This is a genomic window from Bradyrhizobium sp. 613_E4_N2_2, from assembly GCF_052075995.1.
Classification (GTDB): Bacteria; Pseudomonadota; Alphaproteobacteria; order Rhizobiales; family Xanthobacteraceae; genus Bradyrhizobium; species Bradyrhizobium barranii.
The window spans coordinates 2,887,959-2,902,373 of sequence record NZ_CP197234.1 but is presented as its reverse complement, the minus strand read 5'-3'; the positions used below and the strand labels follow the sequence as shown (position 1 = coordinate 2,902,373).

Genomic DNA, 14,415 nt, shown 5'->3' with positions numbered 1-14,415 from the left:
CCCCGTGCCGTATCTAGCGACTGCTGATCGAGGTCGACCAAGCAGCGCGTCGCGGGAGATAAGAGCTGGAAATACCTCCGGTTTTTCGATTTTCGGACGGGCACGCACGACATTTTCGGAGGGGCGTGCCAACCGTCGCCGAGACTGCACCGCTTGCCGCGGTGATCCCACCTGGCATGGATGAACGTAGATTCAATGAACGCGTTGTCTAGCAAGCCGAGCTTTGCCGCCCTGGTTCCGCTGCGCGGTGGCTCGAAATCCATCCCCGGCAAGAATGTCAAACCGTTCTGCGGCCGGCCGCTCTGCGCCTGGACGCTGAGCGCGCTGCTCGACTGCGACGTGGTCTCGCGCGTCTTCGTGTCGACCGACAGCGAGGAGATCGCCGCCGTGGTCAGGTCGATCGATTCCCGGATCCTCGTGCATCCCCGCCCCACCCATCTGGCGGCCGATAACTCCACCACCGAAGAGGCGATCTACGACCTGATCGACGCCTGCGACATCTCGGAGCCCTATCTCATCACCGCGCAGGCGACGAGCCCGCAGACCACCCGCCGCGACGTCGCGGACGCCATTTCTCATTTCGTGTCGAGCAAAGCGGACTCGCTCGTCACCTGCGTCAGGACCCGACGGTTCTTCTGGAATGACGACGGCACGCCAATCAACTATGATCCGTCGAGCCGTCCACTGCGCCAGCAATGGAATGGCACGCTGATGGAGAACGGCGCGTTCTACATTTCGACCGTGGATCGGCTGCGCGGGCGCAGTGCGCGCCTTCACGGCAAGATCGTCGTCCACGAGATGGACGAAAGCAGCAGCATCGAACTCGACGAGCTCTCCGATTGGGAGACGCTTGAGGCCGCGTTCCGCAGGAACATCGCAGGATGATCATCGACAGAGACCTCCAGAGCTATCTGGTGCACGAGGACGCCTCCATCCGGGAGGCGGCGAGCAAGGTCGCGGCGAACCGGCGCGAGATCGTGTTCTGCGTCGATGGCAGCGGCCGGCTGCTCGGCAGCCTCTCGAACGGCGACATCATCCGCTGGATCGGCGCGGGCGCCGCCTCGGGCGTGCAGGCCGCGGTCGGCGACCTCTGCAACCGGCGCGTCCGCAGCGCGGTTGCCGGCGACCGCGAGACCGCCAACAGGCTGCTGCGCGATGTGCTCTACGTGCCGCTGGTCGACGCCGAGCGCCACGTCGTCGGCGTCGCCCGTCAGCGGCATCCCGGCGAGGGCATCAGGATCGGCAGCCGTACCATTGCCGAAGAGAATCCGACCTTCCTGATCGCGGAGATCGGCAACAACCACAATGGCAGCCTCGAGGCCGCCTTGGCCCTGATCAAGGCGGCGGCGGAGGCCGGCGCCGACGCCGCCAAATTCCAGATGCGCGACATGGCCGGCCTCTACGGCAAACGGGCGAAGGGACAGAGCGAGGATCTCGGCACCGAATACGTGCTCGACCTGCTCGACCGCTTCCAGCTCAGCGACGAGGACCTCTATCGCTGCTTCGACTACTCGGCCTCGCTCGGAATGGAGCCGCTCTGCACCGCCTTCGACGTCAACAGTGCGGACAAATGCCGCGCATACGGATTGAAGGCGATCAAGACGGCGTCCGCCGATCTCACCAATCACGAGCTGCTCCAGCACATCGTCGATCAGCGAATCCCGATCATCTGCTCGACCGGCATGTCGACCGAGGACGAGATTCGCGAGACGGTGAAGCTGCTCCAGACGTCGGGCGCGGAGTACGTCATGCTCCACTGCAACTCGACCTATCCGGCGCCGTTCCGCGACATCAACCTGAAATACATGCTGCGCCTCCAGGAGCTCTGCGAGAGCGTGGTCGGATATTCCGGGCACGAGCGCGACGTCTTCGTGTCGGTCGCGGCCGTGGCGATGGGCGGGCGCCTGATCGAGAAGCATTTTACGCTGGCGCGCGACCAGGAAGGCAACGACCACAAGGTCAGCCTGCTGCCGCATGAATTCAAGCGCATGGTCGAAGGTGTGCGCCAGGTCGAGGACTCCCTCGGCAGCGCCCTGCCCCGCATCCTCAGCCAGGGCGAGAAGGCCAACCGCATCAGCCTCGGCAAGTCGATCTTCGCCATCGACGCCATCGCGGCCGGCACCACGATCACGCGGGAGATGATCGAGATCCGCAGCCCGGGCCAGGGACTTTCGCCGAACCGTATCGACGAAGTGATCGGACGGAAGGCGCCGCGCGCGATCCCCGCGCAGACGCCGCTCTATCCATCTGACATCTCGGAGCTCGGAGAGCTCGCCGCCGGTGGACAAATCAGCTTCAGGCGCCCGTGGGGCGTTCCGGTGCGCCATCGCGACGCCGACAAGCTGATCGCGGCGGTCAATCCGGATTTCGTCGAGTTTCACCTGAGCTATCGCGACCTCGGCATCAACGATGCCGACTTCCTTGCCGAAAGCTATCCGTGCGGCTTGATCGTGCACGCGCCGGAGCTGTTCGAGGGCGACCACGTGCTCGACCTGACGATACCGGACGACGACTATCGCGCGCGCTCGATCGCGGAGATGAAGCGCGTTATCGCCAAGACCAAGGTGCTGGCGCAGCGTTTTCGCAACGACGGCCCAGTCGGCATCATCTGCAACGTCGGCGGCTTCTCATCCACGCGCTTTTTGACCGCCGAGGAACGAGCGGTTCGCGAAGCCCATTTGCGCGCCAGCGTCCGCGAGCTCGCCGATCCTGCGGTCGAGCTCTGGCCGCAGACCATGCCGCCCTATCCCTGGCATTTCGGCGGCCAGCGCTATCACAATCTGTTCGTCTCCAGCGACGACATAGCGCGCAGCTGCCGCGAGCTCGGGGTGCGCATCTGCTTCGACACCTCGCATTCCCAGCTCGCATGCACCGAGAACAGCTGGTCGTTCGACGAGTTCATGGAGGCGATCGGATCGTTCGTCGCCCATGTCCACATGGCCGACGCCCGTGGCGTCGACGGCGAGGGCCTCCAGATCGGCGAGGGCGAGATCGACTTCGGCAACGTGTTCCGGGTGCTGAACAGGCAGGCACCACAAGCCTCGTTCATCCCGGAGATCTGGCAGGGACACGAGAATGACGGCGAAGGCTTTCGCGTCGCGCTCCAGCGGCTGTCGAACTTCGAGGACCGCTAGAGCTCACTCAGGCTTCGGTCCAACCGGCTTGAAGTGGTAATAGCTCGAATAGCTCCAGAAGTCGCTGAACTTCATGCCCTTGCTGGTAATGAAGCCGGCTGCGGCTATATAGCCCTTTCCTTTGCGCACCTGTTTCAAACCGGCGCGATTGATAAGGGACTGCATCACCGAAGAAGGAAACAGCGAGATGTGGCCAAACTCGCCGGGACGTTCGGTGCGGTAACGGTAGCTGTTGCCCGTCAGCAGCCAGCTCACTCTTTGAAATATATTCGTGCAGTTCGGTACCGTGACGTAGAGTGAACCCGTATCGGTCAACAGCTCTCGCATCGACCTTATGACCTTGGCCGGGCGCTCGAGATGCTCCAGCGTGTCCGAGCACACGATGAGATCGAATTTCGTATCGACCACTTCCTCCAGCCTCTCTTCGTTGAGATCGACCTGCTGGTAGGAAGAAACGGAATTCGGAATAAGAGATGAAGGCCCACCCCAGTCGACGCCATGGACATCGGGGAACCCGGCCTCCCTCATCAGCTTGGCAAGATATCCGGGTCCGCAACCGACATCGAGAACCTTGCCGACGAATCCGGGCTGCTCTTCCTTGATGAAGTCGACGAGATCTTGATGCCGCCGAAGCTGCGGAAATGCATTCGGGCTGCTCTTTATGCGTTCAATCATGCTCGACCCGGCCGGTTAACGTCCCCAATATCTAGCCAAACTCTCCGCCGGTTGAAAGCTCGACTTGCCCGGCGCAAGATGGCCTGAACGGGCCACTTCTTCCCGCATGGCGATTCCAGCCTAGACGGCTACGAATGCCTATGGTAACAGCCGCCGTTCCCCCGACATCACCGCAAGCCGTTGTAAACGCCCATGTTTGACGAAAGATCTGTACTGATCACCGGAGGCACGGGCTCGTTCGGAAAGAAGTTCGTCGCCGGCCTCCTCAAGAACTTCAAGCCGCGTCGCGTCGTGGTCTATTCGCGCGACGAGCTGAAGCAATATGAGATGCAGCAGGACTTCGACCAGCCCGTGATGCGCTACTTCATCGGCGACGTGCGCGACGGCGAGCGCCTGCGCACCGCCATGAAGGGGATCGACTTCGTGATCCACGCTGCGGCGCTGAAGCAGGTTCCGGCCGCCGAATACAATCCCATGGAATGCATCAAGACCAACGTCCATGGCGCTGAGAACGTGATCCAGGCGGCGCTCGAGGCCAACGTCGAGAAGGTCATCGCGCTCTCGACCGACAAGGCCGCCCAGCCGATCAACCTCTACGGCGCGACCAAGCTCGCCTCCGACAAGCTGTTCATCGCCGCCAACAACATGGCCGGCGGCCATCGCACCGCGTTCAGCGTGGTTCGCTACGGCAACGTCGTCGGCTCGCGCGGCTCGATCGTCCCCCTGTTCAACAAGATGATCGCCGAGGGCACCGATCACCTGCCCATCACGGACCCGCGGATGACACGGTTCTGGATCTCCCTGCAACAGGGCGTCGATTTCGTGATCAAGAGCTTTGAGCGCATGTCGGGCGGCGAGATCTTCGTGCCGATGATTCCCTCGGTGCGCATTCCCGAGCTCGCGGCCGCGATGGCGCCGAACCTGCCGATCCGTGTGATCGGCATCCGGCCGGGTGAAAAGCTGCACGAAGTGATGTGTCCGACCGACGATTCGCACCTGACGCTGAAGTTCCACGACCACTTCGTGATCAAGCCGACGATCAAGTTCTTCCGCCGCGACGTCGACTATCTCACCAACCAGATCGGCGAGCACGGCGAGCCTGTGTCCGATGGTTTCGAGTATAATTCCGGCAGGAACGAGCACTTCCTCGACGTCGCCGAGATCAGAGAGTTCAACAAGATAGCGATCCAATGATCCCCTATGGGCGCCAGGATATCTCTGCTGAGGACATCGACGCGGTCAGGGATGTCCTGACGTCGGACTGGCTGACTCAGGGACAGGCCGGCCCTCGCTTCGAGCAGGGGCTGGCGAAATATTGCGGCGCCGCCCACGGCATCGCCGTTTCGAACGCAACCGCCGCACTTCACATTGCCTGTCTCGCGCTCGATCTCGGGCCCGGCGACATCCTGTGGACGGTGCCGAACACTTTCGTGGCGTCCGCCAATTGCGCGCTCTATTGCGGCGCGAGCGTCGATTTCGTCGACATCGATCCGCGCACCTACAACATGAGCGTTGCTGCATTGGCCGAAAAGCTCGCGCAGGCGGAGGCCGCGGGCCGTCTTCCGAAGGTGGTGGTGCCTGTGCATTTTGCTGGGCAGTCCTGCGAGATGGTGGAGATCCGCGCGCTCGCCGACCGCTACCGCTTCCACATCGTCGAAGACGCCTCGCACGCCGTCGGCGGCGAGTACCGCGGACGCAAGGTCGGCGATGGTGCCCTCAGCGACGTCACCGTGTTCAGCTTCCATCCGGTCAAGATCATCACGACCGGCGAAGGCGGGATGCTGATGACCAACGCGCCGAAGCTCGCCGAGCGGCTCTCCTATCTGCGCAGCCACGGCATCATTCGCCCGATGCAGTCGCCCCCGACGGCCGACGAGCGGCGCTCCAACGAGGACCGGCACGGCCCCTGGATGTATGAGCAGATCGAGCTCGGGCTCAACTACCGCATGACGGACATCCAGGCAGCGCTTGGCAGCAGCCAGCTCGCGCGGCTCGATGCGTTCGTCGAGCGCCGGCGTCAGCTCGCGGCGCGCTACGATGCCCTGCTCGCGAGACTGCCCGTAACCTGCCCGTGGCAGCATCCGGACACGAATTCGGCCTGGCATCTCTACGTGATCCGGCTTCGGCGCAACGAGATCAAGCTCAGCCGCCGCCAGGTGTTCGAGGCGCTGCGTGCCGCCGGCATCGGCGTCAACGTGCACTACATCCCCGTTCACACCCAGCCCTATTATCAGCGCCTGGGCTTCAAGGTCGGCATGTTCCCGGAGGCCGAGAGCTACTACCAGGACGCCATCACGCTGCCGCTGTTCTCGAAGATGACGGATGCCGAACAGGACACCGTCGTCGCGGCGCTTACGAAGATCCTCGCGTGAAGATCGCCGTCATCCCGGCGCGCGGCGGCAGCAAGCGCATCCCGCGCAAGAACATCCGTCCATTCTGCGGCAAGCCCATCATCGCCTATTCGATCGAGGCGGCGCAGGCGAGCGGCCTGTTCGACGAAATTATCGTCTCCACTGATGACGCTGAGATCGCCGAGGTGGCGCGCCAGTTCGGCGCGGCGGCGCCCTTTGTTCGGCCGAAGGAGATTGCCGACGATCACACCGGGACGGCCGCAGTCGTCAGGCACGCCGTCACCTGGTTCATCGAGCGCGGTGACGACGTCACTCATGTCTGCTGCATCTACGCGACTGCGCCGCTGATCGAGGCCCGCTTCCTGCGCGAGGCCTATGACGCCCTCACGAGCTCCGACGCCGCCTTCGCGTTTTCGGTGACAAGCTACGCCTTCGCGATCCAGCGCGCCTTGCGCATGACCCCGGCCGGCCGCGTCGATCCGTTTCATCCAGAGCATCGCCTCACCCGGTCGCAGGACCTCGAGCCGGCCTATCACGATGCAGGCCAATTCTACTGGGGTACAGCCGCCGGCTTCCTTGAAGACGTGCCGATCTTCTCGGAGCGCTCCGTCGGGGTCGTGCTGCCGCGGCACCTCGTCCAGGACATCGACACCGTCGAAGATTGGGAGCAGGCGGAATACATGTTCCGTGCGATCGGCCGGAGCTAGCTCCGGGCGGCGAGCAGCGGACGAAGGAATGCGGCCAGATCGCCTCCCGGGAACAGATGTCCGGGTATTCCCGCGGCTACGGCGGCCTCGATGTCGCGGGGATTGTCGCCGACGAGCAGACTGCCCTCAGCGCGGACCGGCCACGCCTTCATGCAATCCAATATCATGCCGGGGGCCGGCTTGCGCCGGTTGCTCGCGCGTCGATACGCCTCGACCGTGCCCTCCTCGTGGTAGGGACAGTACTGGAAGTCGTCGATATGGGCGCCGATTGCAGCGAGTTCGCTATTCATCCAGTCGTGCAGACGGTGAATATCATCCACGCCAAAGTAGCCGCGGGCGACGCCCGATTGATTGGTGACAACGAAGACGTAGTAGCCGAGATCGTTGCAGAGCTTGACGGCCTCGCGCGCTCCCTGCATCCACTCGAAGTCGTCGATCCTGTGCACATAGGCCTTGTCGACGTTGAGCACACCATCGCGATCGAAGAATACGGCCGGGCGTTTCAGCCGGTCCGTCAGTTCGCTTTCGAGATGCGCAAGATCAGTAGGATTTTGCATGTTGACGAAGGCTCCGCAACTATTTGGCCTGGAATTGCTCGATCCGCGGCCGACTCATCCCACATGCAGGCATCAACATCCCGCGAATGGATCGGCAGTCTAAGCTGATGCTGGCCTGCTCACCATGGCGTATACGAGCATGATCAGCAGAACGATCGCAGCGGCGAAAATTGCGTGCCGAAGCGGATTTGGGGAGACCTGCCGGACAGTCACATCGTCGCTGAGCGTCGCCGGGTAAGTCTTGGACGGCCCGATCCGCTCCGCCAGGGCCCGTCGATCGTTCGTCGCGACCACCAACTTTTCCTCGTTTCGCACAATCAGATCGAGCAACCACACTCGCCGCAGTATCATCGAGGCTGGATCGCTCGCAGCCGAAGGCCCGATCGAGCCAAGGGATGCCAGCTCCTCCCGAACCCTGATGAGACTGGCGATATTGGAATCAACCAAGGCGATCTGGGTGTTGACCTCCGAGAGCGCCAGCGCACGAATCTTCTCTTGATCGGCGTTCAGCGTCCGCACCGCGGCCTGGAGCGCTTCGGTGGCAGCCTGCTCGCTCGGAGCACCCACGAACAGCGCGAGCATTTCGGAAGTTGCAGGCCGCACATCGAAGCTGTCCAGAATCAATCTACGTGCCTTGGCGTCGCCAGCAGCCGATGAGTCCGCGGTACCGAAAGCCCGGCGCTTGAACGACGCCGAGTTCATCTGGAATACGATCGACGACATCGGCGCGAGCTCGGCTCCGTCAACCCGGCCGACCCGCACCACGGCTTGCGCCGCGTAACCGACGGGACGCATCCAGTCCCCGACGAACACAACCAGCGCCGCAACAAGCGGAATCAGGACGATGGACTTCAGCCGGAATCTAACCGAGCGGGCCAGGTAGTTGAACATCCCGCCGACATAGGAAGCAGCCGATATGGAAGCCGACGTATCTCTCATGGCGTGACTTCCCTCTCAAGTGCTGTCGCTTGCCCCACTCCAGGCGATGCCGATGCCATCAACCTCGCCCGCCATCTATCTTCCAGGACGTAAACGAAAATCACCACCACCAGCTTTGTCATAAAAGTCAGCTGGATAAACGAATTCATCATTCCCGACGCGAGGTAGACCTCAACCGCATACAATATCGGCGTGAGGAAAAAGCAAGTAGCATACCGCTCCTCAACAACACAGCGCGTCAACAAGAACAAGAACTCCGAAAACATGACTGCCGAGAGCACAACCAGAATGAATCCGTTAACCGGTCCACCAAGTTCGAACAAGACTTCCGGCCAACCGCCCGTATAGGCCACCCCCAAATCGAGCAAGGCATGCGCGCGCTCGATCGGCAGACCAAGCTCCATCAGCAGCTGCATTGTCGAATTGCGGTTGGGGTTGAAAGGATCCAGGAAAAGCTTGACGAAGGCCAGACGCGCGTTCCAGTCCCCGTGCAGAAAAACGCGTTCATACGTCATCCACCACATCTCGCCCTGCTGCACCAGAAGCCGCTGAGTGAGTTTGGTCTGAAGCAACTCCGATTCCGCACCACGCACGACGGTATAGGAATATGTGAGAGCCCCCAGAACGAGGACACCAAGTCCGGCCACCGGCAACCATAGAGCGCGCAGCATGCGATAGAATGCCAAATGGTCGAACGCTGCAGCTTTGCTGCGCCCCAAGACGATGCTGCCCAATGGCATAATGAAGAACGAGAAATACAGAAAGAACGACGAAAACCTGTGCCCGACAAAGAGCAGATAAACCATCAGGCCGCCGAACAGCGCTCCAAATCGGAAGTCGAAGCGCGCGCCACGCAGCACCGGGCTCGCGAAAAGCAATCCTAGCTGGAAAGCCAGCATCGGCCCCCAATCCATCAGGCGTCCGTGGAGAAAGCCTCCGAATTGCTGCGAATAGTCCAGCCGTTCGATCTTGCTGAAAAGCGGGATCGTCCCCCCGGTCAGCATCTCGATCCAGAGAGCAACCTCGAACAAGAGGACGACCCAGAACGCCAGATCGAACAAATCGAGACGTCCGGCCGGCATGAAACTCGATATTTTGAGATTGGATGCGGCCGCGAGAGCCTTCAAACGCTGCGGATGAAAGGAGACAAGCAACATCAGGAGGACAAGAGCCTGGCAGGCGCCTAGTGGCACCGCCGCAAGCCCAGGGCCTATGCTTCTTTCCAGCTGCTCGGAGACAATCGGTCCGAATACGTCAATGTAGAAGACTGAGGCGAGTCTCCAGGCACAATAAAAGAAGAAAAAGAAAGAGAGGAAAAGCAACCCGGGCTGGCTCAGCGAAATTCGTGTGATAAGCGCAAAGACCAAAAACGTAACGGTTACATTCAACAGCAATGCGAGCAGCGTTTCGGAATCCCACAGCATTGCGCCCACTTAATGTTCCCCCATCCACGCAACCCGGCGCGGCGAGGCGCGCCCTGGAAAGCCTCGAATTGGAAGCCTGGCTCGATCAACCGCTCAGCGGCTCCCATGCATACAAGAGACCGTCGTTGTGCAATGTGGGAGCGTAGGCCATCCGCTCGCGAGCAAGAATGCGAATCCGCCCTTTCCGCTCCAGCTCATCCAGCAAAGCGAAAAGGCGAGTCTGGTAATCCACCGATTTCAAGTAGAGCCGGCTGGCCAGATCGCGCGGATCGGACAAATTCAGCATATCGATCGCGGGCTCGATGTTCACGACACGGCTCGGCCGCGCCCGCAGAATGTTCTCGATCACCGCATCCACGGCGTAGGGGATTTGCTCAATGCAGAAGTGAGTGAAGATCGTTGCGCCTGCGAGTTGGATGAACTGGGGATCATGCGCGTCCGTCAGATCCATCCGGTCGAAGCTAACGCGCCCGTCCAGGCCGTAATGGCGAGCGATCTGTCGTCCCGCTTCAATGCCGTTCGGCGCGATGTCGAAGCCGCGAAGTTGCGTCCAGCGAGGATCCAAGCTGAGCGAAAACAGGTTATAACCAGTCCCAGATCCCAACTCGACCAGGGATGTCGCGTCGCCGACATGGCGCATCATCAGTTCCGACAGCGCGCGGATGCGATACTTGTAATAGTCCTTCGTGGCGATACGCACGAGCTGACCGTTCACTTTCGCCAGTCGAGGTGAGCGAGTCTGCCCCGCGAGAAACTCTTCCAGAGGCGCACCGAGCCAGGCGCGTTCGTTCAGCACCCTGTCCCAGGCGCCGCCATTGTATTCGGAATCGACGACGTCGCCCGTCCGTTTGACATTCTTGAATGCGAGGCGAAGGAGGCTCCGTGCAAAATCCGACGCATAGGCACGGGACAATTCCAGCGTCGATGCCGGTGCGATATCAGGCGACACTGTCAATCACGCCTCTAGATTGCTGATTCATGGAAATCTCGGTGGCCTCGCCGTTCGCGATAGCGGAAACGCCAAGGTTAACCAAGCCCCAGGATCATCTTGTCCCGTTCGGAGGTGCCCGGAGTTGCGCGGAACGGCCGGTTCTTGCCCCCGGGAAACATACGGGGAAAAGCAATGAAGGTCGCAGTGTACATCAGCCGGCCATGACCGGGGGCGATCCGGCTACCCATGTGCAGACAACGGCTGGTATCGATCATGAAGGAAACAAGACGAGGCGCCTTCATCACCTTCACGTCTTGACGCGGTACCTTCTCGAATACCTCGTCGTCGCTGAAATGACTTCCGAGCAGCGGATAGCCAAATCGATCGGTCGATTGCCGCGACAGGAACGTGAACGGACCGTCGGCGTCCTCCTGCACGTCGGTGAGATAGGTGTAGAATTTCACCACCCTGACATCGTCATGATCACGATGCCACAGTTGCGATGACGCAAGCGCTTGCCCGGTGTGCCTCGAATACGACAGCATGACGTAGTCGAGCCAGGGGACTTCTCCCAGCGCCGAGGCAACGACATTCACTACACCTGGCTGCAAGGCGTAGCGCACAAACAGATTATCGGCCGCGAGTTTGCCGTCGACCATTTCCGAGTCGAGCAAGTGGACCAGGAATTTTTTCCAGTATCCGGCCTGCTGCTTGTCGGCGGCCTCGATTTCCGAGAGCTTTGCCTCTCCCGACGCGGCAAGCTGCTTCAGCAAGGAGGGGTCGATCAGTTCGCTGACGATGGCATAACCGTCGCGGTTCAAACCGTTCGCCGCAGCCTCCTGCGCCGCGCTGACGTCCAAGCCGTTCAATTCTTGCTTGCGCTGCCGTTTGGCGCCGTAATGCCAGGTGCTGACGCCCGTTTTGACTGCCCATCGCAGCGGCGACCGATTCACCTGCCAAAGCGCCCTGGACATCAATCCCATCTTTGCCGTCCCCAACCTGCCGGAAAGAAATATCGTTCAGACCCCTTGACCGGCCCGGCCAAGCGATTTGCCCCTTAGCAAATCCATGCATTATGGGCAACCGAAGAGTACCCTTCTGGAACCGGACATCCTAGAAGATGTAGAAGCGGATCCCCTGTCGCCAGAGCGGGAATCGATCTCCGTACCCGATCGCTCAGTTCCGATGAACGACAATCATGGCCGTCATATCGTTGATCCAAAGTCGACCGATATTGCGCGCGACATTGATCTCCGGCGGTATGCGAATGCAATCGACACGGGACACGCCCGGCATGGATTCGTACTCCGCCACATAGTCCCGAACCCAGCGATCTGACAAGAAAGACGAACGCCAATTTCGTCCGTTTTGCAATTCCGCTGGAGTCCAAGCATTGTACTCCACGTGGATGATCGCCTTGCGGGCAAGCTTGAGAGCCTGTTGCTTCGCGGCTGCGAAGATATCGTCGTTCACGTGCATTGTGGCACCGCAGCTGAAGACCACGTCCGCGCCCTCGACGCCGTTACGCTCGAGCACGCCTTCCACATCGGCCATCGAACCGGTCAGCAGCTTCGCGCCGCAGCCCTCTGGCATGTGTTGCATGCCCCATTTGACAGCGTTGTCGTTCAGCTCGACGCCATAGAGCTTGATGTTGCGATCAGCCCGCCAGATCGCCTGAAGATTTGCCCCGACATTCGGGCCGAGTTCGACCACCGATTCCGGCCGCAGGCCGGCGCAATAGTTGGCAAGCCAATCTCGCAAGGGCGTATTCTTCGCATAGTCGAGAAAAGCCGCCTCGCTCCTCTCGGTCCGCCAGAAATCCTGCCATACGGCAGACTCCCGCGCCCTCACCAGCACCGGCAGAGGCCCGATATTGGTCCCAGCACGCCAGAGGAGGACCTTGGGGTGGAAACTAGGAAGCCTGAACACGAAATTCTCCCGCCTGTCTTAACGCAAATGCCGGCTATTCGTGTGCAGCGCCGGCCAATTCTGCAAGCTGCCGGCGGTTGGCCGCTTCAGCTCCTCAATTTTAGATGAAGACCGGGCCTGATCAAGGCCCCAACGTCGGATCCAGCAAGGACCAGCTGAATTCCGGAGCCGGCACTGCCCGACCGGGCCGAGGACGCCGACACTCTGACGCTGCCTCGGCCGGTCGCCGACGGCGGAATTGGATTGATGCGACGAGATCACCGCTGCGTCAGCGCGCGGGCGAATTTGCCGAACATGGCTCGATCGCTCTGTGAAAGGATCAGAGCGATGCTCAGCACCCATGCTGCGACGCAGGCGATCGCCCCGACTATGATCAGTGCCGGAAGGGTATACGGCGTCGAATAGGCCTTATACGCGATCGTCCCCGCGGCAAGCACAGCTGCCACTAATGTTTGCTTGCCCAGTTGCTCCCAGAACAACATCTTTGGCAAGTGCATGACCGAGAGCATGCGGTGCGCAATCAAAGGCGCAAATACGACATAAGACAGCAACCACCCCAATATGAAGGCGCGCTCGCGCAGCCAAGCCAGCGTCAGTGCCGTCACAATATACTGCGCCAGGACCTGCAGATAAAGCAGGCGCGTGTTGAGACGCAGGAAATCCGACCTGACCATCAAAGCGGTTTGCCCGGCCCCCAGCATGACAGTCACAGCCGGAACCAACAGCGACAGAGCCAACCACGGCCATTCGCTCGAATGCTCGGGCCCGACCCAGACGCGCAATATGTCTTGGGAAAACAATGCAACGACGACAAGGATCGGCACAACGATCGCGGCAGGTAGAACGAGGCCATTTCGTCCCAGCAATTGCAATCGTCTAACGTCGGTTCGTTCGTCGAGATGTGCCGAAATCGGAAGAATTGCCGAATAAAGCGGGCTCATTGTCGTCTTGAGAAAGCGGGGAAGGCGCGTCAGCACATCGTAGGTTCCGACTTCGACGGGGCTGTAAAGTGCACCGATAGCCAGCGGAACCAGCGTCTGCTGGAAAGTTCCTGCGATACGGTTGTTGAACATGAGCCAACACCGGTAGGCCACGTCGTTCCGGCTCGAGGGGGTCCATGACCTGAAACGGAGCGAGGAGTTGCGCGCAAAGAGCCAGACGACGAGCGCAAGCACCACGTATTTGGCAACAATCGTCGCGAGATACGCGTAGGCGATCCAGGCAAATGAAAGGTTGCTCCAGACAGCGATGAAGATTGATCCCACGTAAGCGACGCTTCCCGCCACCTCGGTCAATCGCAGCCAGCTGTACTGCTCAAATCCCTTGAGCGCTCCTTCTGCAGCCAGCCCCAGGAAGGCAATTGGCATGATCAGCGCGGTCACCTTCAAGATAGCAATGAAATCCGGGGACTGATCGGCGTGAACCTTGAAGATAGCGGCAAGGTCCGCCGCGAAAAGCCAAAGCAGCACGCCCGAGAGCAATCCGGTGACTAAGGCAAGCAAGGTCAGCAACGAAACCTTTTCACCGGCCGTGGACCAGTCCCCGAGCCGCCCCCGCGCAATCACCTGGGTCGTAATCTCGGAAACGCCGAGATCGATCACTGCGAGGAAGCCGCTGGGCAGGAATGAGCGCAAGAGCACGATAAGCCCCAGCACCGCAAGCCCATAGGACTTCGCAATCAGGCCTACCGCGAACAGGCCCAGCACCCCGGCAACGCCGTAGGCGACGGCCGAGATTGCGGTATTATGAAGAAACCGGCGCAGCACAG

General features: G+C 60.9%; 13 protein-coding genes. 5 read left to right on the top strand and 8 right to left on the bottom strand.

What is annotated here, in order from left to right; all coding sequences use genetic code 11:
- The first annotated feature begins 195 nt into the window (after window positions 1-195).
- Together AB7290_RS13665 and AB7290_RS13660 are read left to right on the top strand one after the other, a co-directional pair.
- The gene (locus AB7290_RS13665) at window positions 196-885 is read left to right on the top strand and encodes an acylneuraminate cytidylyltransferase family protein (protein WP_085405832.1); all 690 of its coding nucleotides are present in this window, start codon (window positions 196-198) and stop codon (window positions 883-885) included.
- On the top strand, window positions 882-3,134 hold the full coding sequence (locus AB7290_RS13660; protein ID WP_085405831.1) for an N-acetylneuraminate synthase family protein: 2,253 nt from the start codon (window positions 882-884) through the stop codon (window positions 3,132-3,134). The genes AB7290_RS13665 and AB7290_RS13660 overlap by 4 nt, the downstream gene beginning before the upstream one ends.
- Before the next feature lie 3 nt (window positions 3,135-3,137).
- Here AB7290_RS13660 and AB7290_RS13655 read toward each other — a convergent pair whose 3' ends face one another.
- A complete protein-coding gene (locus tag AB7290_RS13655; RefSeq protein ID WP_085405830.1) occupies window positions 3,138-3,809 on the bottom strand; it encodes a class I SAM-dependent methyltransferase in 672 nt (223 codons plus the stop codon).
- Between the two features lie 192 nt (window positions 3,810-4,001).
- Between AB7290_RS13655 and pseB the strand changes: the two genes are divergently transcribed.
- The 3 genes from pseB to pseF are packed head-to-tail and all read left to right on the top strand — an operon-like array spanning window position 4,002 to window position 6,867.
- A complete protein-coding gene (gene pseB / locus AB7290_RS13650) occupies window positions 4,002-5,003 on the top strand; it encodes a UDP-N-acetylglucosamine 4,6-dehydratase (inverting) (protein WP_085405829.1) in 1,002 nt (333 codons plus the stop codon).
- Window positions 5,000-6,181, top strand: coding sequence for a UDP-4-amino-4,6-dideoxy-N-acetyl-beta-L-altrosamine transaminase (gene pseC / locus AB7290_RS13645; RefSeq protein WP_085405828.1), 1,182 nt, complete (start codon window positions 5,000-5,002; stop codon window positions 6,179-6,181). Before pseB ends, pseC begins: the two co-directional genes overlap by 4 nt.
- Entirely contained in the window at window positions 6,178-6,867 is a 690-nt protein-coding gene (pseF, locus tag AB7290_RS13640) for a pseudaminic acid cytidylyltransferase (RefSeq protein ID WP_085405827.1), read from the top strand. The genes pseC and pseF overlap by 4 nt, the downstream gene beginning before the upstream one ends.
- Here pseF and AB7290_RS13635 read toward each other — a convergent pair.
- The 7 genes from AB7290_RS13635 to AB7290_RS13605 form a co-directional block, all read right to left on the bottom strand.
- Window positions 6,864-7,424, bottom strand: a complete 561-nt coding sequence (locus tag AB7290_RS13635; protein ID WP_085405826.1) for a D-glycero-alpha-D-manno-heptose-1,7-bisphosphate 7-phosphatase — start codon at window positions 7,422-7,424, stop codon at window positions 6,864-6,866. The genes pseF and AB7290_RS13635 overlap by 4 nt on opposite strands.
- A 99-nt stretch (window positions 7,425-7,523) precedes the next feature.
- A complete protein-coding gene (locus AB7290_RS13630) occupies window positions 7,524-8,363 on the bottom strand; it encodes a hypothetical protein (RefSeq protein WP_144030889.1) in 840 nt (279 codons plus the stop codon).
- Entirely contained in the window at window positions 8,360-9,787 is a 1,428-nt protein-coding gene (locus AB7290_RS13625; protein WP_085405824.1) for a DUF6418 domain-containing protein, read from the bottom strand. The genes AB7290_RS13630 and AB7290_RS13625 overlap by 4 nt, the downstream gene beginning before the upstream one ends.
- Before the next feature lie 85 nt (window positions 9,788-9,872).
- On the bottom strand, window positions 9,873-10,736 hold the full coding sequence (locus AB7290_RS13620) for a class I SAM-dependent methyltransferase (protein ID WP_245344306.1): 864 nt from the start codon (window positions 10,734-10,736) through the stop codon (window positions 9,873-9,875).
- Between the two features lie 77 nt (window positions 10,737-10,813).
- Window positions 10,814-11,701, bottom strand: coding sequence for a hypothetical protein (locus tag AB7290_RS13615; RefSeq protein WP_085405822.1), 888 nt, complete (start codon window positions 11,699-11,701; stop codon window positions 10,814-10,816).
- Between the two features lie 193 nt (window positions 11,702-11,894).
- Complete coding sequence (locus AB7290_RS13610; RefSeq protein ID WP_144030887.1) at window positions 11,895-12,647, bottom strand: class I SAM-dependent methyltransferase; 753 nt, start codon at window positions 12,645-12,647, stop codon at window positions 11,895-11,897.
- Window positions 12,648-12,904: 257 nt separating this feature from the next.
- Window positions 12,905-14,413 carry a lipopolysaccharide biosynthesis protein gene (locus tag AB7290_RS13605; protein ID WP_085405820.1) on the bottom strand — a complete coding sequence of 503 codons (1,509 nt, stop codon included), beginning with the start codon at window positions 14,411-14,413 and terminating at the stop codon, window positions 12,905-12,907.
- Between the last annotated feature and the right edge of the window lie 2 nt (window positions 14,414-14,415).